This is a genomic window from Microbulbifer maximicatervae (SeqCode) (assembly GCF_056231245.1).
The window spans coordinates 1,379,663-1,401,521 of sequence record NZ_CP174334.1; the positions used below are offsets into that span (position 1 = coordinate 1,379,663).

The window sequence follows — 21,859 nt, forward strand, 5'->3', positions numbered from 1 at the left end:
TTGGATGCGAGAAAGGGAGAAAGCTGCGGAAGAGTCTTTTACCCTAACAGCGCAGCTATCGATCGGCGGATACTGGTTATGGAGCTAAGTTGGGTAGTTTGGCTACGATATGGGTATTCGGGATAGGCTGCCCCTCCATAAATAGATTTATCGCATCCTGGACTTCAGGAGAAGCCATTAATAAATTATGCCCTGCATTTTCGACTGTTACTTTAGTGGCGTTTTTGAACCCTGAAATGGCTTCATATTGACCTTCCAGATAAGTTCTTCCGTCCAAGGTCCCGCTAAATAGTAATACCGGAATATTGCTGACTGGCTTTTCTCGAAATTTATCCCCAAGGTCTAACTCTGGCGCCAAATTATCGTAGTGCAGAGAGAAATTTAGGTAGTCTTTCAGTAGAGATTTTTGTGCCTGCTCAACAACCTGTGCTTTACGCTTCATATCAATTCCAGAGGCTATATCCATCGCCGTAGGCATCGGGCGCAGGGATATGGGTATGCCTGGTTGCAGAAATTCATCGGGGAAGTAACGTCTGGGCACCTTGTCGAAACTTAATGTAGCTCCTTGGTCCAAATCGCGATAAAACCTGAGTAGATGGCTGACACTTTTAGGGTCCGCAATGAATGCCGAGGCTAGTTGTTGCATATCCCTACGCTGTAGGAGGGATTCGACTTCCCTGCCATCCCGTTGAGGCATTTTAATTTTCAATGGTTGTGACTCAAGTTTTTTATGGACTCGGCTTATAAGTGCTTTAATATCTGGATAGGCTTTTTTTGCTGCGGGTTGCTGATTGACTGCCTGTTGTAGACGGTTTAGATAGTAATCTGTTCGGGCGGGCAGCTTGATGGTTTGGTCCAAACCCTCTGCACTGGATAAAATTAGCTTATCAATAGAACCTTCGATCTCCTTTACCGCTGCCAAAGAGAGATGGCTTCCATAAGATGTTCCCCACAATACTATTTTCTCTGCACCCAAATGGCTCCGTATGGCATCAAGATCTCGGGCATTTTCGAGAGTATTATAGGCATTTAGGTTTACACCAGTAAGCTCCCAAAAATGTAAGCACTCTTTTAGGGCTTTGCGGTGGTAGTTGATATACTGGGTATCGGTGATTGGTTCAAGGGAAGGTACAATTTGCTTGGATTCACAATTGGGAAGGTCATTGGAGCGGCCGCTACCACGTTGATCTAATGCGATAACATCACCAAATTGTCGCAACGCCATAAACATATCAAAGCGATAGTTAACGGCCGTAATTCCTGAGCCACCAGGGCCGCCTGCCAGGTAGATTATTGGTGGGCCCACTTTCTTTCCTGTTGCAGGAAACCTTACATATTGGAGGGTGATATTACGGCTATCTTTCTTAGTGCGATCTTCTGGTACCTCAATAAAGCCTTGATAGCCCTCTGCAGTTTGTTTGCTCCATGTAGTAAAGGTGTGCGGTTTTTCATTGTTAATGGACTTTGCTGATCCGCTGACAGGGCTCAGTGATAGCATTATTATTAGCGGAGCGAAAAGATGTGCTTTTTTGGCATTATTTTTCATTGTTTCGATACTTCCTTATTGTCGAACTTAGGCGAATGTTATTGTTTTAGATTGGGCTCTTATTTTCAAGTGGATAAATAGTTTATTCGAGAGCTCATGGGGCTTTTCTCGATATAGATACCCCGTGAATATCGGTAATATAAGCTATTAACCTCTCACTAGGGGTTTCGATTTAATTAGGCTGTCAGACAGAAGTCCGGAAAATAGTAGGTGGATGTTTAAACCCCAGTACTAATGGGCTTATAGGGTCCGTGCAAGGTTATAATCAATGATAGGCAATATTGCTACTCTATGAAAGCTAGCTTTCCTTAAATTCACTATATAGCAATTAAGCTCTTGCTCTAAAATAACTAAAAAATGGTTCTACGCCTGGGGTGGCAAGTGTTCAGGTATTATGGGTTGTTATATAAAATCATTATGCTCAGATTCATGGGGCGCCTCTGATGTAGATATTTTACCTGAAGCAGGGTGTCTGAGAGAGGATCGTATGGCGATTTGAAGTTTATCATCCCTAGATAATAGCTTTGGTAAAGTGAGGCTATAGTGTCAATGAAAAAATGCCAGCTATAACAATAAGGATAGCCTTTTTATCTTTGGTTTGTTCATCACACCTATGAGATTTTTATAAATTTTAGTGGTTGTATATCGTTGATATAAAAGACCTTTGTATTGATAAAACTGTCATCTAGTAGCTCATATTTTTATTGCTCTTACATTCTCGTTCTGTATAGCAAGCCAAGTCCTAAATGGCAGTAGTTGGAAATGAAGTGCCATGATTTGCTTCTGGAATAATGAGCAGTCGGGGGCTTATCTCTAGCCTTCTTCAATGACTAATTTTCTTTGGGGCTGCCTCGCTCCCCTTACCATGTCGTTGCGAATTTGGCTTTTTTCTGGAGTTTCTATAGCACCAAATCCAATAAACACCTTTCGGTAATTAGAGCTGAAAGTAGCTTTCATATTAAAGATTCTTGCACGATCGTGCCACACCGATATCCTGCTGAGGATATAGTCATCAAAGCCGCTTAGCCTGGTAAGCAACATATATGTGCCAAATAGCCCGCCTAGAGAGTGCGCTATAAAGGTGTGTCCGATGTCAGATAGGCTATGTGATCTTGCTAGGAGGGGCAAAATGACGTCATGAATAAAAGTGGCATGCGCATAGGCCTTGCCAGTTAAATATTTCCAGTTTTTATCGCTGATGGGGGTAAAGTCCCGAAGACGGCTGGCATGATTTTTGACCCTTTTGAGTAAGATAGTCCAACTAAAATGACTTCCTGCAGTTTGCCAAAATCCATCGGCACTTGAGTTGTACCTGAAGTGGCCTGAAAGGCTGAGTCTGCATCTGTCATAAGCACTAAAGGATATCGTTAGTCGAGGGTACTTTCGTAACTCTTAGGTAACTTAACGTAAAGTGAATAGGACCTAGTACTGATAGGATCTTTAACTCCAGGCTGCTGCTTCGAGGAATTTGGAACGGTGAGATGTCTGCGTTCAATGAAAGTGAAGGGGCTGAACAAAGGCTGAGAGTGCAAAACAAGGTTGCTTAGGGCCCTCTCAGGGCTTTAGCACGGATAAAACGCTTGTACTTTTTGTATAGTGGCTTGACAGGCTCTATAAACGAAAGTGTCATTTTCTTTCCCAGTTGCGACTATGCCGGCGTGAACAAAAAGTCAGGAAAGTACTCTAGCATATAGAAATGATTCATCTTGAAAACTGTTCGCATAAGATTTATTCAAAAGATAGCAATTTTTTTTGTAATAAGATAAAGAGTATGAAGCTCTCAATGTTTCTGTGGAAGTGTAAAAATCTACTTTACTACTACAAAAACGGAAGAAGTAAGTAATTCTATTTTTATATTTCGTAATGTAACTTTTTCATATCTACAATTATCCAAGTACTTGTTCCATTTTCCCCTCTTTTATTTTCCCTCCTTTTGAAGGTTAATAGTCTACGATTTGATTAGCCTTTAGGCGCTGAAGTTCATAGTAATACCTCTCTATGCTTGTAATTTAGGCGTTACTTTTTTCCAGTCACTGGAGGTGGTCGTTTATCGTATGTTTTTTGTCTACTCTCTGTGTTTTTAGGGGAAGTTAACTTTAGTAAAACTAAAGACTTATATCGGTTTAGCTAGTTGATACTCGATTTTGAAAAGAAGGCTGGTTTTGTACTACAAAAATAATTTGACCAAAAAATAATTGATCGATGGTTTGTTTTGTTCATTGTCTCTAGAGAGCCTCTGTAAGTTGTACTAAGTATTGCAAAATTTTCCAGAAGCTCAGGGAAACCGGTCGGTCACGCGAGATGGTTTACTAGAAAAATGGAAAACTTTTATCAGGATGATGTGACGCAGTGGGTTGGTGAGTATGGATTGGATTTGAAACGTTACTTTTCTTCCCGAGTTAATCTATCTGATGTTGATGATCTAGTTCAGGAGGTTTTTATTCAGTTATATATTCGTATCAAAAAGTATGGAGGGCAAATCGAAAACCCAAGAATTTACATTTATGCCATGGCAAGAAATCTTTTGATTAGTCATGGTAGGCGTCAAAAGTCTAGGTGTGGAGGGTTACATGACTCTATTGATCACAAAGTCGATATCCCTTACATGATTAGTCCGGAACGGACGGTGATGGGAATACAGGCTTATACCCGAGTTCTGGAAGCTATTTTAGGATTGCCGCCAAGAGCTGGTACAGCTTTTCGCTATCATCGCTTTGAGGGAATGACTTATCAAGCAATTGCGGAGCAAATGGGAATCTCTAAGGATTCGGTTAAAGAATTAATACAGCGTGCTTTGACCAAGGTTAGGCAGGTGGCAGAGGAAGCTCCTTGATGGCGCAAAATAGGTCATATTGTGCTGTAGGTTGTGACCTTTTTTCGAGTAGATGTCTAACGGGACAACAAGTTCAACTAGAAATTTTTTGGTGAGTGATTCTGCTAGCGCTACGCCAGAGGTTTGGCTTTTTAGTTCTAACTGTTGCAGCTTTCTAAATATTTAGTTAATAATTCTGCTTTAGCCCGCCAAAAATAAAGTTTATTTTTTATCCCCCCTTTCTTTTAGCTCTCGCGTCTTAAATGTTGTTGAGCCTGAAATAGGTTTATATCAGGTCAATAACCCAATAATACCGACAATAAAGAGAGACGTAGTGTGATGATGAAACCTGTCAAAAAGAAAACATTGATTGCACAAGCGATTTATCAATCTGGACATTCATGCCAAATTACTCCCTGGTACAGCTCCATTGTTGCCTCTTTGGCATTTGCAGTTGTTCCTACCATTTCCAGTGCCCAGGAGAGTGAAGAAGGTAAACACCCAAGACAGGTGATTGAGGAGATCACGGTTACTGCGCAGAAGATTGAAGAGAGTATTCAAGATGTGCCCATTGCAGTATCTGCACTCAGTGGTGACAGTATGGATGACCTTAAAATTGAGCGGGGGGAAGAGTTGCTACGAGCTGTCCCAAATGCCAATTTTTCTAAATCCAACTTCAGCACCTATAACTTCTCTATTCGCGGTATAGGCACTAAAGCTGTTTCTGCTGCTTCAGACCCGGCGGTTGCTGTGAGCTTCAACAATACTCCTTTAATTCGCAATCGATTATTTGAGCAAGAGTTCTTTGATGTGCAACGGGTTGAAGTCTTGCGTGGCCCCCAAGGTACACTTTATGGCCGCAACGCGACAGCTGGCGTAGTTAATATGTTGCCAATTATGCCTGGAGATGAGTTTGCCTCTGAGATCAAGGCGGAGGTGGGCAGTTATAACACCAAGCGCGCCAGCGGAATGTTTAATATGCCATTGGGGGAGACCATGGCGTTGCGTTTCTCCGGGGCCATGACTAAGCGTGATGGTTTTGATTACAACACTTATACCGGTAACGATGTTAATGACCGCGATCTATATTCTACTCGTGCAATCTTTGAGTGGGAGCCCAGTGAATCCTTTAGTGCCAATTTAATATGGCAACACTTTGAAGAAGATGATCGGCGCTCACGCACGGGCAAGCAACTTTGTACAAAAGATCCAGGCCGAACACATATTGGTGATACTGAACTAACAGGCTTTACGCCAGTGTTTTTTAGTCAGGGTTGTCTGCCTAGCTCGATTTATAGTGATGACGCTTACAGCGCACCCAATGCCCAGGGTTTTGCAAGCGTTTTGGCTACCGGGTTAATTGTCACGAGCTATGGCCAGGTTATTGACTGGTTTACTGACCCTTATGCGAATTCAACGCAGTCACGTGATCTTCGTAAAATTGAAACCAGTTATGATCCGGTATTCCGCGCAGAGAATGACTTAGTGCAACTGAACTTCGAATGGGGCCTGACAGACTCTCTTACATTTTACTCTCAGTCGACTTATGCTAAGGACGATTACTATTCATCCCAAGATTATAATCGTTATGTTTCAGATCCCATCTTTAATGATGGGGGTAATTTAGAACCTACACCGGGGGGAGTTTTTACTGATCCACAGTTGGGACCCTCTGAAGGACTGTTGGCAGTTGATATTAGTCGATCAGATAATAAACAGTGGAGCCAGGAATTCCGATTGCAGACATCTTTCGATGGTCCTTGGAATTTTTCAGTGGGCACAAACTATTTAGACTTTAAAACCCAAGATGACTATTTTGTATTCAATAATATATTTAGTATGGTGGCGCAATATCTATATAATGCCGACCGCGATGAAAATTTCAACTTAGTATTTCAAAACTGTACTGATCCAGAAGTAAATGTTGGTTCAGATTGTATTTATGTTGACCCTAATTCGATAGAAAACATTGATGAGGAAGGACATAACTATTTCTTGAGCCGAAATTTGGTGGAAGTTAATTCTTGGGCATTATTTGGTGAAACTTATTGGCAAATTAATGATGATGTAAAGCTAACTACCGGCCTTCGCTATACAAATGATCGCAAGCGCTCTACTCCAGTACCCAGTCAGCTGTTGTTAGGTACTTTTTATGATCCGGTAACGGGGGAAGTCTCCTCCGGTGAAGTCTCCGGGGGGCTTGTCCATCGAGGCTATCCGGAAGGTGATCCGGCTACTCAGAACTGGAAGGAGTACACCGGGCGTGCAGTTTTGGACTGGAGAACGGATCTGCCCTTTACGGATGAAACTATGCTCTATATGTCCTTTGCGCACGGTTATAAAGGTGGTGGTACTAACCCTCCCCGAGCCGAGGTTGATCCAGCAATAGTACAGTTTCAGCCCCTGGAAGATTCTTTTGAGCCGGAGTTTGTCAACGCAATTGAGTTTGGCAGTAAGAACATTCTTTTCGATGGTAGCTTATCGCTTAATGCTAGTGCCTTTTACTACGATTATACCGACTATCAAGTCTCTCAAATTGTTGACAGAATTTCTCTCAATGAGAATTTTGATGCGGAAACTATGGGGCTTGAGCTTGAGCTGGCTTGGCAGCTTACAGATGCAACACGAATAGATATGAATTTAGGGTACCTAAAAACCCGAATTGCAGACGGAGAGGAATCTGTTGACGTGATGGATCGTACTCAGGGCAATGAAGATTGGGTACTGGTTCGTCCTAGCATCCAGGTGCCGTCTAACTGTATTGCACCTGTGGATTTAGTTGAAGCGGTTATGGCTGCGCCTAATATTTTCGCTATTTGGTCGCTTTGTGCGGGTTCCGCCCAGTATGGTTCATTCTCTCCAGAAATCGAAGTCTCGGATGCATTGCGCCATGATATCAATTATGGAGTTGATCCCTACAACCCGCTAACCGATGCACCTAATGGGGGGCGTGGTTTTGCTGCTGATTTAAGTGGAAATGAGTTGCCCAACGCACCACGTTTCACCGTTAATTTCGGAGTGGAACATACGATTCCTATTGAGAATTGGGATTTAACTCTACGAGCAGATTACTACCGCCAGTCGGAAAGTTATGCTCGTGTATATAACACTGAGTATGATCGTTTGAAGGCTTGGAGTAATCTCAATGCTTCAGTTAGCCTCAGCAATCCTGACTCTGATCTATATATGCAGCTCTACGTGAAGAATATTTTTGATGATGCGCCTATCACTGATATGTTCACTAATAGTGATGATTCAGGTCTTACTACTAATGTGTTTACATTAGAGCCTCGTATTGTTGGCTTAAGTGTTAGTAAAGGGTTTTGATTAATCCGGTGAAATCTGTGATTCATTGTTTAGATTTGATTGAATGAATATGTAGGTTGGTGAGGGGATTTCTTGCCAACCTATTTTTGCATTTTTATAGATGTCTTCTGAAGTCTAGCGGTCTTGGCTTTAGGGGGCGCTGCCAGTTTTCGTGCTGCATATGAGTTTTGGGTTACAAAAATAGTCATTGATTATTGTTGGCAGGTATATAAATTAACTGTTTCCGTAATGCTAGTGTTGTTAGCATCTAGGGCTATTAATTAAGGCGGGATAGACTTAGAGGCTGTATAGCTGAAATGAGAGCTTGTTGAAATTACACTATTAATTTTCCTTTAGCTGTCTGAACCTGCGCTGGGAGTTTTGGCGCTGTTGAAGATAGTTTTTCCATTGGCTGATTCAATGATCTTATGAGGTCTCCAGCATATTCACCGACTGTCGTCTTAATAAGTCTATTTTTAATGAACATGGTATTGCTCATGCACTTATAGGATAAATCGTGAGGTTCCATCTTGCTGAAAAAATCAATTTATTTTCATCATTTACTTCTTGCTTTCAGTAAGGTTAAGAGCTTTTATTTTGCGCTTTGCTGTAGTGAAGCGAATGTTGAAATTCCAGTATCGAGGTATCGGCGATAAATCCTGGAAGGCCAAATAATGGATTGATTGTATTTTATGGTTTATTTTATTGTTGGCTTTCATTTGTTAGTAAGCTCAGTTAAGTAGGGTGTCCAAGGTCATCCCTCTCAGTCAAATTTCCAAAGAATATGGGTTTTGCTTTATTAAAATTCACATGCCTTGATTTAGTTAAAAATTCAATTTAATCGATAAAATGGATTTATAGGCAGATTAAGTAGTTGTGATGGAGGATTATGGGTTAGTAATGATAGTGCCACTTACGGTACATGGGGAAACCGGCTGCGTTATCGTTAGGAAACTCAGCCTCATCGGAAGCGATTTCCCCAATTAGCGTATTGGGCGGATATGTCCTTGCTCTTACAGTTCGTTATCAGCTTTTCTTATAAAGCGTCATAGACTTGAAATAACTTATGGAGCTCTGGTGTCGGGGCAATTGAATTGCCGGTTGGCACCAAAAGATAAGGTGCGCCAGGTCGGGAGTATTTGCCCATAGCGGACCACCTGCTATCGGCTTCTACACCTTGTAGGCTGTATTTGCTGCCCTCTGGGCAATTTTGTTTGGTTTTTGCTCTCCCTGCTCCAGATTCATATTGCTATACTCCACGCCCTTGAAAGCCCCCTGTCTTTATATGGAGAACTTGATGTCTGATTCACAGTGCGATATTGGCTTTATCGGCGCCGGTGTGATGGGTAAGAACCTGATCCTGAACCTGGCCGACAATGGCTATAGGGTCTGTGCCTTTGATTTGGATCACAACCGGCTGAATGCGCTGCTGGAGCAGGACAAGAAAGAGCGTGGAGACCAGCCTGCGCGTGTTGAAGCCTGCAACTCTTACACAGAGCTGTTGGCGAAGGTTAAAGCCCCGCACTTGATTATTCTCTCGGTTCCGGCTGGAGACCCCGTTGATGATGTATGCAGCAAGTTGCTCGATGCGGGCTTAAAGGCTGACGATATCGTTGTTGATACTGGTAATAGCCTGTGGACTGACTCTGTGGAGCGGGCTAAACGGTATGAAGGCAAATTGATCTTCTTCACCACCGCAGTATCCGGTGGCGAAGTGGGTGCTCGTTTTGGGCCATCCCTGATGCCCAGCGGCGACCGTTATGCCTGGAGTCGTATTGAGCCAGTTTGGCATGCTATTGCCGCCAAAGTGGATAAAGCCAGCGGCCAGCCGATTGAACGCTTTGAGCCTGGCAATCCGGTTCGCGAAGGTGAGCCCTGTGCGGCTTATATCGGCCCGATAGGCTCAGGCCACTATGTGAAGATGGTGCATAACGGTATTGAATATGCCGATATGCAGATGATCTGTGAGGCCTACCATGTGATGCGCACGGCGCTGGGTATGGCCCCAGAGGAAATTGCAGAGGTATTCCGCGAGTGGAATCGAGGCCCGCTGAACAGCTATCTGATCAATATCAGTGCGGAAGTGCTCTCTACCTTGGACTCCGTGACAGAACAACCGCTGGTAGACGTTATCCTCGACCGAGCAGGGCAAAAAGGTACTGGTCTCTGGACAGCCATGAGTAGCCTGGAAGTGGGCTGTCCGGCCCCGAGTATTGCCGAAGCGGTTTACGCCCGTTCATTATCTACCCGGAAGGTATTGCGTACCCGCGCAGCGAAGAAACTGCAAGGGCCTGAGTTGACACCAGTGGCTCCAGAGCAACGGGAAGAAGTGATTGCACAGCTGCACGACGCTCTCTACTGCGCAAAGATCTGTGTTTACGCTCAGGGCTTCGATTTGATGAAGCTGGCTGCGCGGGAGCAGGGATGGCAGTTGAACTTCTCTGAAATTGCCAGAATTTGGCGTGCAGGTTGCATCATTCGAGCAGTGTTCCTGCAATCTATCAGCGATGCTTACGATCGAGATTCCAAGCTTTCCAACTTGCTACTGGATGATTTCTTCACCCAGCAGATTGCCGATCACCAGGCCAACTGGCGCCAAGCGGTGGCGAGCGCCACTCTGAATGGTATTCCGGTGCCGGCCCTGTCATCGGCGCTCAATTACTACGATGCCTTCCGCACCGAGTCGCTGCCGGCGAACCTGCTACAAGGACAGCGTGATTTCTTTGGAGCCCATACCTTTGCGCGTGTGGACCAGCCTGAGCAGCGCAAGTATCACGTCCAGTGGACCGAACCTGGCCGCCCAATGGTTGAGATCTGATTGGTGGGGTAGGGGGCAGTTGATACGTGCCTTTCAGGTACGCATCACAATGTGAGTTCCCTAAAGAACGACCTCTTCTACCTCTTTGGCCAGGGCCTCCGCTTCTTGGCGGCTGGCTTTGGCGACCAGTTCCTCAACGCTAGCCGACTCGGTGTTGACGCCACCGAAGGCGGAGAGCAAGTCTTTGGTCAGGGCTGAGATCTCCAGAGTCATCACCGCAAAATCTGCATCAAATCGCTGGGCTGCACTTTCTGCATCGGCACTATCGGCCTTCTCCAGAAGCTCGTCACTGAACTTGATACGCTTTAGGGACAACTGATCATCTACCAGGAATTCAACGCCCCCACGCCAGGTCAGCCCCAGCTTGTGCACTTGTAGTCCCGCCACCAAGTGATTGTGAATTTCCTCTGCACAGAGGTCCTGGTTTTTACAGCGGATAACACTGCCGCTGTCTTTGGGATCGCGCAACTCGCATTCGTGGCCAAAATCAAACTGATGCGGTGCTTCAGGGGCACTGAGCCAGTGGGTCATCGTTTGCTGTGGTAGGTTCTTAGCGGAGAGTGGTACCACGGCAAGGCTACTGATAGCCTCGCGGAGGTTCTCCAGCAGTTCCTCGGCGGCGGAGGCAGAAGAGGCGTCAACCACTACCCAACCATCCTGAGGTGCAATATAGGCATATTGCAGACGGGAGCGAGCGAATGCCTTGGGGCGCATTTCAAGGAGAATCTCGTCTTTAAGGTTTTGCCGCTCCTTGCGACCTACCTGCCTGGCTTCTTTTTCAGAAATAGCTTGTGCCAGCTCTTCAACTTTCTCATTGACTACCGCAGCAGGAATCACTTTTTCTTGCTTCTTAGCACAGACCATTAGGTAGCCATTCGTTGCGTGCACCAACTGGCTGCCGTGGCGCCCTAGTGGAGGCACCCACCCATAGCGAGTGCTGTCCTGACTGCCACAGGGAACAAATGCATGGGGCTCCAGCAATTCGTTCAATTTTTCAGCATCCAGGGAAAATTCTTTCGTCAAACGATAAATACGGAGGTTTTTAAACCACATACATCAGGCCATCTGTTTTCAGTTGCGAGTGCGGCCTGCATTATGCGGAAACCGGGGCGGGGCAGCTAGAGCCTGTTAACACTTAATTGATGGGTTCTTTAAGTTGTTATCAAGCTCCAGAATATTACTGGTCCAAGGCGGTGAAAATTTGTTCAGCCGAACTTGTCAGGCCTGGCTGAACAAAGGTTTATTTGAGAATACTGTCTATTGCTTTGCCACTATCCTGCGAGAACTCTTCTGACTTATGGCCGAGCAGTTGTAGTGCGGTTGCGGCTATCTGATCCTGAAAAATGGCTTCTCCCCTGGATACTTCTCCCAAGGCCTTAATGTCTGGGCCCAGTGCGGCAATCCAGATTTCATTGGAGCCGGGTATACCCGCTTTGTGGGGGTGGTCTTCTTTACCGAAGTATTGGGTCAGTGCAGGGCCACTGGCGTGGTGGGGCCAGGATTCAGCGGTGTTGCCACGCCCGTGGTCAACGGTAATGAGTAGGTTGGTATTGTCTCGGTATTGATCAAGAGATTGCAGTGTCTGCCAGAGTTTGGCGAGTATCATGTCGCTCCGATGTGCGGAGTGGAGATACTGATGATATTCCTCATCGTGGGCAAAATCGTCAGTTTCACCCAGGGCAATGTACATTACCTTGGGCTTTTTGCTAATTAAGTACTCTTTTGCAAATCCATAGGTAAATGCATCGGGCCGCACGTTTTCCCAGAAAACCGGCAGTTGCCCCTGCAAATCATTGAGAAACCCTGCTCTTTGGCTCAATTTTGGCCAATCGGCAGCTTCCAGCCCCGCGTTAATGTAAATACCACTGCGATCACGATTAAGTATCGAGGAGAATACCCCCCAGCTGCCGAATGCAGCGATTTGGCCTTTGTACTCAGATTTGCTGTTTAGCCACTCGAGAAAGGTAGTATTGGCATTGGGAGTTGGGTCGTTACTATTGATTTTGGGGTCGGCGGAGCCGGTTAAAATCTCATTGTAACCGGGATAGGAAAACCACCAGCTATTGGTAACTTGTGCTTTAGACCCCTTGTCGCGATTGCCAATTAAAACCCCTTCTTTAGCCACTGTTTGCCAGATAAAAGGCAATAATTTTTGACGTTTTTCGATGAGTGAATCGCCGTGAAAGTGATTGATAAGGTCTTGTTTATTTTCAGTGAACTCTGTGTGGTTGAGAAGTTCAGGGTCATAACCGGAGAACACTTCCTGCCAGCGCAAACCGTCGATAGTAACTAATACGAGGTTGTCTGCGGCAAGGGATTGAATAGAAAGAAACAGGGTCAGGATTGCTGTAGTCAATCTGTTCATTGAAAGAGCTCTTTGCATATTTTTGGATTATTTATATTTGCCGCAAATAATCAAAATTATTTTTCGACTATATTTATTATTTATTGCACTTTATTTTTGAATCTACTGCTTGACTAAACATACGCACAATCGGCTAGCATTTCCAGCCGATTGTGTGGCTGCCAAAAAAATCTTAGAAATCAATAGTTGCAGAGAGTGAAGCTGTCCGTGGAGCACCTATCCAGGCACCGTCAGAAACGACAGTTCCTAAGTAATCCTCATCCAGTAAATTATTTATCACTAAATTCAGGTTGGCTCCCCGTAGTGCCGGGCTAAATTCTCCCAGATTCATGCCCAGGTAGGCATCGACAACTACATAGGAGTCAGCTGTCCAGCTATTGTCTAAGTCGACAAAGCGATCTCCGGTAAACTTACTGGAGATGCCACCGTAAAATATTTCAGAATTCCAATCCAGGCCAATCACATAGAGTTGATCAGCTATCCCGACTACGTCATTCCCTGGTGTTATTCCTTGAGTTTCATCTACTGCTGAGTTTCCTGAGCCAATATAGGTAGTGTCCAGCAGGGTATAGGATGTATAGAGATTTAGAGTTTCTGATAAATCGTAGTCCAGGAAAAGTTCCAGACCATCAGATTCGATTCCGCCGGCATTAAAATAGGTCCCATTGGTACCTATCAAATAGTTATTACCTGCGGAAGTATTGTTATCCAGGAAAATGATCCGGTTTTCAAAATCATTTTGAAAATAGGTGGCAGTTGCCGAGAAATTATCGGCGGTATAGCGAAGCCCTAGCTCTGTGGTCTCTGAGGTTTCCGGTTCGATATTGTCGAGATCTGAATCGGGCCGCTCTAATACGCTGTCTCCAATCGCCTTAAAGTTTTCAGCGTAGCCTGCGAACAGCTCTGCACCTTCCAGGGGTGTTTCCCAAATCAAACCGGCGGAGAGCAGGATATCTGAATCAGAGTCAACACTTGCATCGGAAGACTCCTGAAACAGATCTTCCCTTTCAACATCGACAAAGAACTGCTTGGCGCCCAGTGTCAAAGTGAGAGTGTCGATGGTCAGGGAGTTCTGTAAATACCACTTTGTGCTGGTTGAGGGATAACTGCGGTCGTATTGCACCCAGTAGGGTGTTGAATTGAAACTGGCACCCTGAGTTGCATCAGTGATTTTGTGCCAATCGCGGTGTTCGTCACGGGTGGAGTCTTCATACCAGAGGCCGCCTCGTAGCTCATTGTCCAACCCGGCGATGGTGGTAGCGTATGTAAAGTCTAGAGTCAGTCCGGCACGCTCTTTCTCATAATGAGTGTGCCGATAAGACATCGTGGGTATGGCGCCCTCTGCATAGCAATCTGGATTGTAGGCCGGTCCTGAATCGCCATAGATATTGGTGACTGACGCTGTACATGTTTCATCATAAGTAAGGGCATTGCCATTGGCATCAACAAAATAAATGATGCCCGACTGGCTACCGCCATAGGCAGTTGAGCCGCCGAGGAACTCGGACTCGCCCTGTTCGCTGTCATCTGTAATATCAACCAGGTAAGGGGGCACCCAGTCCCCACGGCCTTCGTTGCTGTGGTAGTAGAGTCCGGCCTGTAGATTGAATGAGTCTGTCAGGTCAAAATCGAACTGGGTGTAGGCCAGCAGGTTCTCGCGCAAGGTAGACCAGCCACGGCGATAGAGTTGATCGATATAGGGAATACCGGACCAGTTGCCGGTAAGGAAATCGTTTTCAGGGTACTCTTCAAATTGGGCGTCCGAATAGACTCGTTGATAATTATCTTCGTGGATATCGTCGTAAGATATGTAGGCCTTGATGGTACCAGCTTCCAAGCTGGTCACTAGTTTTGCCGCGATGTGCTCTCGTTCATTCTCAGCAGTTTCAGTAATCCAGTCGGTCGCTTCCTGGTTAGAGTATGAGATCCAGGCTTTGCTGTTCCCGGCAAAAATACCAGTGTCATAGCGAAAATATACTCTCTGTGCATCAAATTCGCCTGTGGACAGTTCTATTCGACTGCGCTGTGTGTCCAAAGGATCATCAGTGCGATAATCAATAGTGCCTCCCAGGGCTTCGTGGGAACGTGAAGCGATATCTGAAGTACCCTGTGATACTTCTACTGAACCGATATTACCCGGATCAACAAAGCGGTTTGCTTTTGAGCCTCCACCGTAATTCGAACCGCCATTGGGAATACCATCGATGGTGGTGCCAATTTGCTGTTCATCTAAGCTGTTAGTAAATCCGCGAATACTGATATTGGTTGACCAGTCGTCAAAGCCGTAAGTATCTCCTTCATTGACTGAGACACCGGGGAGGTTATCGATCAATGCATTAACGCTGGTGATAGAGGACTGTTGCTTGCGCATTGCCTCAGATACTTCGCTGCTGTTAAAAGTGCTACCGGAGCCCAGAACCATTACTTCTTCAATTTGTGCGTTGCTGAGGTCTTCAGCGGTCACGGGACTGGCACTCATTATTGTGGCCACTGAAATGGCGGCTGCCAGGTAGGTCTTTTTAGTATTCATCGGGATACCCCAGTTTGTAGTGATTCAGCAAGTGTTAACCAGCCTGGTTAGTGGCTTGGGTTATTTGCGCGCGTACATTGACGCGTCTTGATGAATAATTCTTTACAGGGGGGTTAAACTCTTTTTACCCGTTGGTGAATGCTCAATAAATCCTGAGAGCCAGAAACATGAGCTGATTCAGACTGACTAAATAGTGTCCTTAGTAGTGGGGGTGATTCGGTGAGTAATCTTGATTGAGTGTAGGGGGGAGGGCTGAGTTACCCCAGCCCAATTTAAATAGAAATCAGATAGCAGCTTTCAAGGAAATGCCGGTGCAAGCTTCAATTGTTCCCCAAAGAACTCCCAAAACTGCATTCCAGACTTTCTCAATGGTGACTAACAGGAGTCCACGTAAAGTGTTGGCGAAGTTCTTGGCCATATCCTCCAGGGAGTCGAGAAAGTAATCTTGCAGGTCGCCAGATATTTCATCAGATGCAATTGCTTTAGCAATCATTTTTGTTTGCTGAGCCATTGCGGATAACTGGCGCTCGGAAAATCCCCTGAGTTCAGAAATATCACTGTTGATTACCGCAGAAGCTGCCCCTTTGATATCGGCAACGAGTTGGTTAACGTCAATAGACATAGTAATTTCCTCAGCGATTCAGAAAAGACTCATAGGTGAGTGCTTGGTCCATGGAAACAACAATTTCATTTTTGAATAGAGAAACAGCGGTTGCGTTTAGGCCCTTATCTTCATCTACCGTGCGCATCATGTTCAAACTCTCTGAAATTTTCTCCAGTGACGCAACACTGGGGGGTTCCCGCTCAAAGCTAATATTCCTGCCAGAAGATTCCAAATAGTTGTTAATCTTTTTGAGTAGTTTACTTTCAGGCGCAGGGCGGGTTTTCGATTGCATAGCCAGCGCATCTACTTTGCCGATCAATGCATGGTATCTCTCATCTCTTTTTGAGTAAGAATCTTTGTTAGTTCCACTGGAAACTGAAGAGAAAAATTCCATTATCTCTACATTGACAGTGGTTAAATCTGAGTATAGCGCGGCATCATAGCGCGGCGCCATTTGTGAGCATCCGCTAACTAGAATGGTAAGAAAGGCTAAAACTGCAAAGATTGCTATTGGCTGCCTTATCATGACAACTCCCCCTTTAATTTTCATTTTAATAGTTCAATTCGGCTCTTTTCAGCCGCCTAAAGGGTGGCTGAGAGATATACAGTTCTTTCCAATTTTTTCGTCTGGGTACCCATTTATACCGGTTCCAAAATCTCATGCGAGGTCGGCGAAATACTGGGATCATTTTTCTTTTCAAAGTAAGTCAGCAGTAAGCGAACAGCCTCCTGATTATCGAAATATCGGGAGTGAACTCGGGCTGCCAGTTTGTCCGGAAAAGTACCGTAAGACCCGATAATTCTCTCATAACAGTGGTGACGTGCTGGGACCGCAGAACCACTGGCAAACCAGTCTGAGTGAGATTTGATATCAATCCACTCGATTAGATCTTTTCTTTGTGACAGTTGTTCTACTTCATTCTGCAGCCAAGGAGCCTGCTTACCCAGAACTTCGATTAGGGACCCCATTGTTAGGATACGGATAGGTTTACCGATTGGCGGAAGATCGGCAAAAAGGTCTACAGTAACAACACTGCCAAAACTATGTCCGACAATAGTTACGGAATCGTAGTCGTATAGTTTAATACTGTTTTCGAGCTGTTCTCTGACCCGTCGGATAATCTCAAAGCGGACTGCAGGCTTGCCCTTGGCCGCCGGCTCATTGGTGAGATAGCGCTTACAAAAGTCAGAAATATCTACTAGTAAGGCAACCGGCATAACGGCAACAACGGCAGTAGCAATCAGCCAGATCCGCCAGCCCCCTATATACTCAACACCTTGCTTGAGCTGTTGTACTGCGGGATAAAACGGGCTGTCACTGGTGGGCTCAACAGCTTCGACAAACAAAATGATGGTACCAATGTACCAAACAATAAAGGCTAATGCTGAGAGGGTTAGACCAAATGTCAGGTACTTTCGTTTAAGCACTCCTTTCCAAATATGGAGGTTGGCCAGCCAGAACCAGATTAGGGAGAAGCCTCGGGCTAAGCGGACTTTCAGGCTCTGCTGGGTAATGCTAGGAACCAAGTCGTTCCAGTAAGCTTCAACCAGATCAAGCTCCTGTTTATCGTTGACCCTCAGGCGGTTGATGCCGGCAGGGACGGTAGGATCAGAAATCTGAGTGAGAGGCATACGCTCACTGGCTGCGATCATTCCCTCGGTGAACTCTGACAGTTGGGCGGTGCTGGTGACTCGTGTCAATCCAGGCACCAGCATAATTAAGCTTCTTCTCATTGTTATTCCAATTGGCTCTATTCTGGAGATATAACCTTCTGCCAAGGTTTGCTCCTGCCTTTGTTTTTTCTGTGTGAAAATCGTTTCAGTAAGTGAGTATTTCCATATATAAGTACGCTAGCCAGTAGCTAGCTGCGGTGTATCTCAGTGGTGAAATTTTGTGCGATGGCCAGCTCTATACTAACCGAAGGACATTGGATATAGGTGCATGTCAACTGAATGTTACTCGATTTATATGTGATACAAAATGAGATGTAAATATAGAAAAGAAAAAGATTTATTGATTGGGAGGGGAAAAGCCGCTTCGTGGTTCTTTTCTTAAATTACTTGTCGGAAGTTATTTCATCGCGGTTAAGGGGGGAGACTAGCGAAGGTGAAGATCTGTTGCTGCTTACACCGCACTCTATGGGGGAATCAGAAGCGACAGGTTAAAATTTACTCTACGGTTTCTTTTTGTAGTTCAACTAAAATAAATTCGTTGCCGTAGAGATCTTCAAAGTGGGCAAACTCTGCACCCCCTTCAGAAGTGGGTGGCTTGCTGAAGTGAACGCCATTTTTTGCAAGTTTTTTATATTCTCTGTCAAAATTATCTGTATAAATAACGGCACAAGGCTGCCCTGCAGTTTGTGCTCCCACTTTCTTTTGCTGGCTTTCAGAAGTTGCCTGAAGTAACCATATACCCATATCTTTTTGTGCCGGAAGTCGAATATGAACAAATCGATGCGGTGCTGCTTGAGTGTCAATAAATACTTCAAACCCCAATTTGTCACGATAAAAGGCAATAGCTTCTTCATAGTTGTTGACTAGGATTACCAGTCTGCCAATTGAGTTCATTAGGGGCTCCGTGATTGGCCTTATTGCTACTTCGATAAGAGGGATTATTTCTTTTTGGTTAATAGGTGTACAGTTTTTCAAATAGTTTTTATTTGAGTAGCCTATACCAAAATGAATGCTTTTAGCGTGAATCTGATTAGCTGTAAAAGTTTACTGAAGTTACAAGATATTTGAACTGTACATGTTGAAAGCGGTGTCAGTTTCTGGACCTTTACGCCAAGGTTGCCAAGTATTGGACTGAAAGACAGTCTCACCATTGTTGGCCATCTATGATGGAAACCGGACTTTCTATTGTTTATAGCCGATTATAGTGACTGTAAACGATCAGTATATTAATTAATGATTTCGAGGGATGGTTGGCAAAGTGAAAAGGATTTCATGTTTTTCTAAAGCTATAAACTCCGTTATGGTTTTTGTTGTTGTAGTGCTGTGCCTACTCGAGCCCAGGTCTTCGATTGCTTGTACCCGAATACTCTATGAAACTGGTGATAAGACCTATATTACTGCCCGTAGCATGGACTGGAGTGATACCGATGCAGCTATGGCATTTTGGGTTTTCCCTCAGGGGATGGAGCGCAATGGTGGCTTGGGCCCAAAATCTATTACTTGGACATCGAAGTTTGGCTCAATTGTTATCAGTATTTACGATGCGGCTACAACTGATGGGCTCAATGAAAAGGGCCTCGTTGGCAACCTTTTATACTTGGCTGAGGCAGATTATGGGAGTGCTGCCGATAGGGATAAGCCGACTATCTCTGTTGGGGCCTGGTTGCAATACATCCTGGATAACTACGCAACGGTTGATGCTGCGGTAAAGGGGTTAAAGAGTGACCCATTCACTGTGGTTGGCGCAGATCTTCCCAATGGGAGACCGGCAAGTACACATATTGCAATTTCAGACCCCAGTGGTGATTCCGCTATTTTTGAATATCTTGATGGTGTGCTAAAGATCCATCACGGTAAGCAGTTTACGGTAATGACTAATTCTCCTCCTTATGATCAGCAACTGGCAATCAATTCCTATTGGAATTCAATTGGAGGCCAAAACTTTCTACCGGGTACAATTAGTGCGGCGGACAGGTTTGTACGGGCGAGTTATGCTTTAAAAACATCACCAGAATATAAAAAGTATCGCGATGCATTGGCATCCGCATTCTCCCAAATTCGTGCTGTCAGCGTGCCGCTGGGAATGGATGATCCCGATAAACCCAATATAGCTTCAACATTGTGGCGGTCGGTTATTGATCAAAAAAGTAGCCGCTACTATTTCGACTCTGTTATTAATCCATCAGTAATTTGGTTGGATATGGATAATGTTTCTATTGAGCCGGGATCTAAAGTAATGACAATGAAATTAGATACTCCAATGGACACTGGTGGGGAAGTGGCATCTAAGTTGAGTCCTTCAGAACCCTTTAAGTTCCTCGCTCCAGGTAGCTGAATAAATACGATAACGAGAAGAGTCTAAGTCAATGCATGAATCATTTACTGTTCGGGAGATGACACGTAAAGAAGTGGATTTACTGGTTGACTGGGCTGCACTTGAAGGCTGGAATCCGGGGTTGCACGATGCAGAAATTTTCTGGAAAACAGATCCAGAAGCTTACATTGCGGCGGAAGTTCGGGGCGACTTGATCGGAGGAGGGGCAATTACTGCGTACGGTGATGATTTCGGTTTTATGGGATTCTTTATCGTTAGGCCTGAATTCAGAGGTCATGGGTTTGGTAACAGGCTTTGGTATATCCGACGGGACCGCTTAAAAACCCGGTTGAGACCTGATGCAAGCATCGGTATGGATGGGGTATTTGCGATGCAGGATTACTATGCCCGCGGCGGTTTTAACTTCTCCCATCGGAATCTCCGTTATCGAGTCGAGCACTCTGCTTTTGAGGGTGTGAGTGCTCAATGCCCTGATGAAATTATCCCGCTTAGTGAAGTTTCTTTGGATCAAATAATTGCTTACGACAGGACCTGCTTTCCCGCAAGTAGACGGGTATTTCTGAAAGCATGGATTTCCCTGCCAGAGGCTCTGAGTTTGGGCTATGTCCAATTTGGAAGTCTTTGTGGCTATGGTGTAATCAGGCGCTGCCGCAATGGATGTAAAGTCGGTCCTCTGTTTGCAAATAGCTATAAAGTGGCAGATACGTTGCTGAAGCGACTGGTCTCATTTGCAGATGATGGACCTATCTTTCTGGATGTGCCGGAAAATAATCCTGCGGCTATGTCGCTGGCCAAGCACTATGGAATGGAGGAAGTTTTTGGCTGCGCAAGGATGTACCTGGGGCCAATGCCAGATATTGCGCGGGACCGAATTTTTGGTGTAACGACATTTGAGCTGGGTTGATGCACAAGAGAAATCTGGAGGGTTACGCTGGGCGTCCGCCTCATCCCCGCTGGCCTGATCAGGCCCGCATTGCAATTCAGTTTGTCTTGAATTTAGAGGAGGGGTCAGAATCCACCAAGTTAAACGGCGATACCCAATCTGAATCTTACCTGCATGAACTTCCTGGCAGGCCTGCACGGGTTGGAGGGCGGGATTTCAGTGTAGAGAGTATGTATGAGTATGGTTCAAGGGCTGGTGTCTGGCGGCTTCTCGATATCTTTAAGACTTACAACGTACCTTTAACAGTTTTTGCTACCGGTCAGGCGTTAGAGCTTAATCCGAATTTAGCGCTGGCCCTGATTGAAATGGGACATGAGATTGCTGGCCATGGATACCGGTGGATTGATTATAAAGATACTCCTAAGGGTCGAGAAAAACACGATATTCAGCTCACTGTTAAGATAATCGAGCAGTTAACCGGTAGGCCTCCGTTTGGGTGGTATACAGGCCGGGTAAGCTCCCATACTAGGTCATTGGTACGAGAAATTGATGGATTACTGTATACGTCAGATTCCTACAGTGATGATTTGCCATTCTGGGAACAGAAATCAGATTCATTGGTGGTGATTCCCTACACCTTGGTGAATAACGATATTCAGTACCTGCTGCCCAGTGGCTGCGCGACTGCCGATGATTTCTTTTTATTGCTAAAAGATGCTTTCGATCAGCTTTGGCGGGAAGGGAGCGTGAGTCCTAAGTTGATGAGTGTTGGACTACATGGGCGAGTCAGCGGCCACCCTGCCAGGGCTGCTGGAGTTTATCGTTTTTTGAAATATATCCAGCGATTTGAACCCATTTGGCTTTGTCGCCGCAATGAGGTAGCGCAACATTGGATCTCCAATTTCTCTACCGCTAGATAACTTGGGTGGTAGCTTTCCAAATTGCTTGTGTGCGGAAAATTTAGGCCTTATGTATACCCGTAAGTT

At 45.2% G+C, this 21,859-nt stretch carries 14 protein-coding genes; 6 read left to right on the top strand and 8 right to left on the bottom strand.

The genetic code is table 11. The annotated features are described in order from the left end of the window. Positions 1-76 precede the first annotated feature (76 nt). Complete coding sequence (locus tag ACJJIS_RS06035) at positions 77-1,546, bottom strand: alpha/beta fold hydrolase (protein WP_475709702.1); 1,470 nt, start codon at positions 1,544-1,546, stop codon at positions 77-79. A 2,317-nt stretch (positions 1,547-3,863) separates the two neighbouring features. Between ACJJIS_RS06035 and ACJJIS_RS06040 the strand changes: the two genes are divergently transcribed. From ACJJIS_RS06040 to gnd, 3 genes are all read left to right on the top strand, one after another. Then, positions 3,864-4,379 (top strand): RNA polymerase sigma factor, encoded by a 516-nt coding sequence (locus ACJJIS_RS06040; protein WP_444907717.1) that lies wholly within the window; start codon positions 3,864-3,866, stop codon positions 4,377-4,379. Between the two features lie 318 nt (positions 4,380-4,697). Beyond that, positions 4,698-7,685, top strand: a complete 2,988-nt coding sequence (locus ACJJIS_RS06045) for a TonB-dependent receptor (RefSeq protein WP_444907718.1) — start codon at positions 4,698-4,700, stop codon at positions 7,683-7,685. Between the two features lie 1,276 nt (positions 7,686-8,961). Beyond that, entirely contained in the window at positions 8,962-10,482 is a 1,521-nt protein-coding gene (gene gnd / locus ACJJIS_RS06050; RefSeq protein WP_444933768.1) for an NADP-dependent phosphogluconate dehydrogenase, read from the top strand. 60 nt (positions 10,483-10,542) lie between these two features. Here gnd and rdgC read toward each other — a convergent pair whose 3' ends face one another. The 7 genes from rdgC to ACJJIS_RS06085 form a co-directional block, all read right to left on the bottom strand. After that, positions 10,543-11,535 carry a recombination-associated protein RdgC gene (gene rdgC, locus ACJJIS_RS06055; protein ID WP_444907720.1) on the bottom strand — a complete coding sequence of 331 codons (993 nt, stop codon included), beginning with the start codon at positions 11,533-11,535 and terminating at the stop codon, positions 10,543-10,545. Between the two features lie 187 nt (positions 11,536-11,722). Continuing rightward, a complete protein-coding gene (locus tag ACJJIS_RS06060; RefSeq protein WP_475709703.1) occupies positions 11,723-12,847 on the bottom strand; it encodes an alkaline phosphatase family protein in 1,125 nt (374 codons plus the stop codon). 172 nt (positions 12,848-13,019) lie between these two features. Continuing rightward, a complete protein-coding gene (locus ACJJIS_RS06065; protein WP_475709704.1) occupies positions 13,020-15,377 on the bottom strand; it encodes a TonB-dependent receptor domain-containing protein in 2,358 nt (785 codons plus the stop codon). A gap of 283 nt (positions 15,378-15,660) precedes the next feature. Further along, the gene (locus ACJJIS_RS06070) at positions 15,661-15,999 is read right to left on the bottom strand and encodes a hypothetical protein (RefSeq protein WP_413662708.1); all 339 of its coding nucleotides are present in this window, start codon (positions 15,997-15,999) and stop codon (positions 15,661-15,663) included. A gap of 10 nt (positions 16,000-16,009) precedes the next feature. Next, a complete protein-coding gene (locus tag ACJJIS_RS06075; RefSeq protein WP_413662707.1) occupies positions 16,010-16,531 on the bottom strand; it encodes a hypothetical protein in 522 nt (173 codons plus the stop codon). 89 nt (positions 16,532-16,620) lie between these two features. Beyond that, complete coding sequence (locus tag ACJJIS_RS06080; protein WP_444897971.1) at positions 16,621-17,715, bottom strand: alpha/beta hydrolase family protein; 1,095 nt, start codon at positions 17,713-17,715, stop codon at positions 16,621-16,623. A gap of 435 nt (positions 17,716-18,150) precedes the next feature. After that, entirely contained in the window at positions 18,151-18,549 is a 399-nt protein-coding gene (locus ACJJIS_RS06085; protein ID WP_413662705.1) for a VOC family protein, read from the bottom strand. A 364-nt stretch (positions 18,550-18,913) separates the two neighbouring features. On the opposite strand from ACJJIS_RS06085, the gene ACJJIS_RS06090 reads away from it, so the two are divergent. Genes ACJJIS_RS06090 through ACJJIS_RS06100 form a run of 3 tightly spaced genes read left to right on the top strand, consistent with a single transcriptional unit; the run spans position 18,914 to position 21,793 of the window. Further along, positions 18,914-19,990, top strand: a complete 1,077-nt coding sequence (locus ACJJIS_RS06090) for a bile salt hydrolase (protein ID WP_444933765.1) — start codon at positions 18,914-18,916, stop codon at positions 19,988-19,990. A gap of 31 nt (positions 19,991-20,021) precedes the next feature. Further along, positions 20,022-20,894, top strand: a complete 873-nt coding sequence (locus tag ACJJIS_RS06095; RefSeq protein ID WP_444914292.1) for a GNAT family N-acetyltransferase — start codon at positions 20,022-20,024, stop codon at positions 20,892-20,894. Then, entirely contained in the window at positions 20,894-21,793 is a 900-nt protein-coding gene (locus ACJJIS_RS06100; RefSeq protein WP_475709705.1) for a polysaccharide deacetylase family protein, read from the top strand. The genes ACJJIS_RS06095 and ACJJIS_RS06100 overlap by 1 nt, the downstream gene beginning before the upstream one ends. Positions 21,794-21,859: the final 66 nt, after the last annotated feature.

What these genes read in the sequence shown, in the direction of transcription:
- ACJJIS_RS06035 (WP_475709702.1), bottom strand. Translation starts at nt 1,546, where the DNA reads ATGAAAAATAATGCCAAAAAAGCACATCTTTTCGCTCCGCTAATAATA.
- ACJJIS_RS06040 (WP_444907717.1), top strand. Translation starts at nt 3,864, where the DNA reads ATGGAAAACTTTTATCAGGATGATGTGACGCAGTGGGTTGGTGAGTAT.
- ACJJIS_RS06045 (WP_444907718.1), top strand. Translation starts at nt 4,698, where the DNA reads ATGATGAAACCTGTCAAAAAGAAAACATTGATTGCACAAGCGATTTAT.
- gnd (WP_444933768.1), top strand. Translation starts at nt 8,962, where the DNA reads ATGTCTGATTCACAGTGCGATATTGGCTTTATCGGCGCCGGTGTGATG.
- rdgC (WP_444907720.1), bottom strand. Translation starts at nt 11,535, where the DNA reads ATGTGGTTTAAAAACCTCCGTATTTATCGTTTGACGAAAGAATTTTCC.
- ACJJIS_RS06060 (WP_475709703.1), bottom strand. Translation starts at nt 12,847, where the DNA reads ATGAACAGATTGACTACAGCAATCCTGACCCTGTTTCTTTCTATTCAA.
- ACJJIS_RS06065 (WP_475709704.1), bottom strand. Translation starts at nt 15,377, where the DNA reads ATGAATACTAAAAAGACCTACCTGGCAGCCGCCATTTCAGTGGCCACA.
- ACJJIS_RS06070 (WP_413662708.1), bottom strand. Translation starts at nt 15,999, where the DNA reads ATGTCTATTGACGTTAACCAACTCGTTGCCGATATCAAAGGGGCAGCT.
- ACJJIS_RS06075 (WP_413662707.1), bottom strand. Translation starts at nt 16,531, where the DNA reads ATGAAAATTAAAGGGGGAGTTGTCATGATAAGGCAGCCAATAGCAATC.
- ACJJIS_RS06080 (WP_444897971.1), bottom strand. Translation starts at nt 17,715, where the DNA reads ATGAGAAGAAGCTTAATTATGCTGGTGCCTGGATTGACACGAGTCACC.
- ACJJIS_RS06085 (WP_413662705.1), bottom strand. Translation starts at nt 18,549, where the DNA reads ATGAACTCAATTGGCAGACTGGTAATCCTAGTCAACAACTATGAAGAA.
- ACJJIS_RS06095 (WP_444914292.1), top strand. Translation starts at nt 20,022, where the DNA reads ATGCATGAATCATTTACTGTTCGGGAGATGACACGTAAAGAAGTGGAT.
- ACJJIS_RS06100 (WP_475709705.1), top strand. Translation starts at nt 20,894, where the DNA reads ATGCACAAGAGAAATCTGGAGGGTTACGCTGGGCGTCCGCCTCATCCC.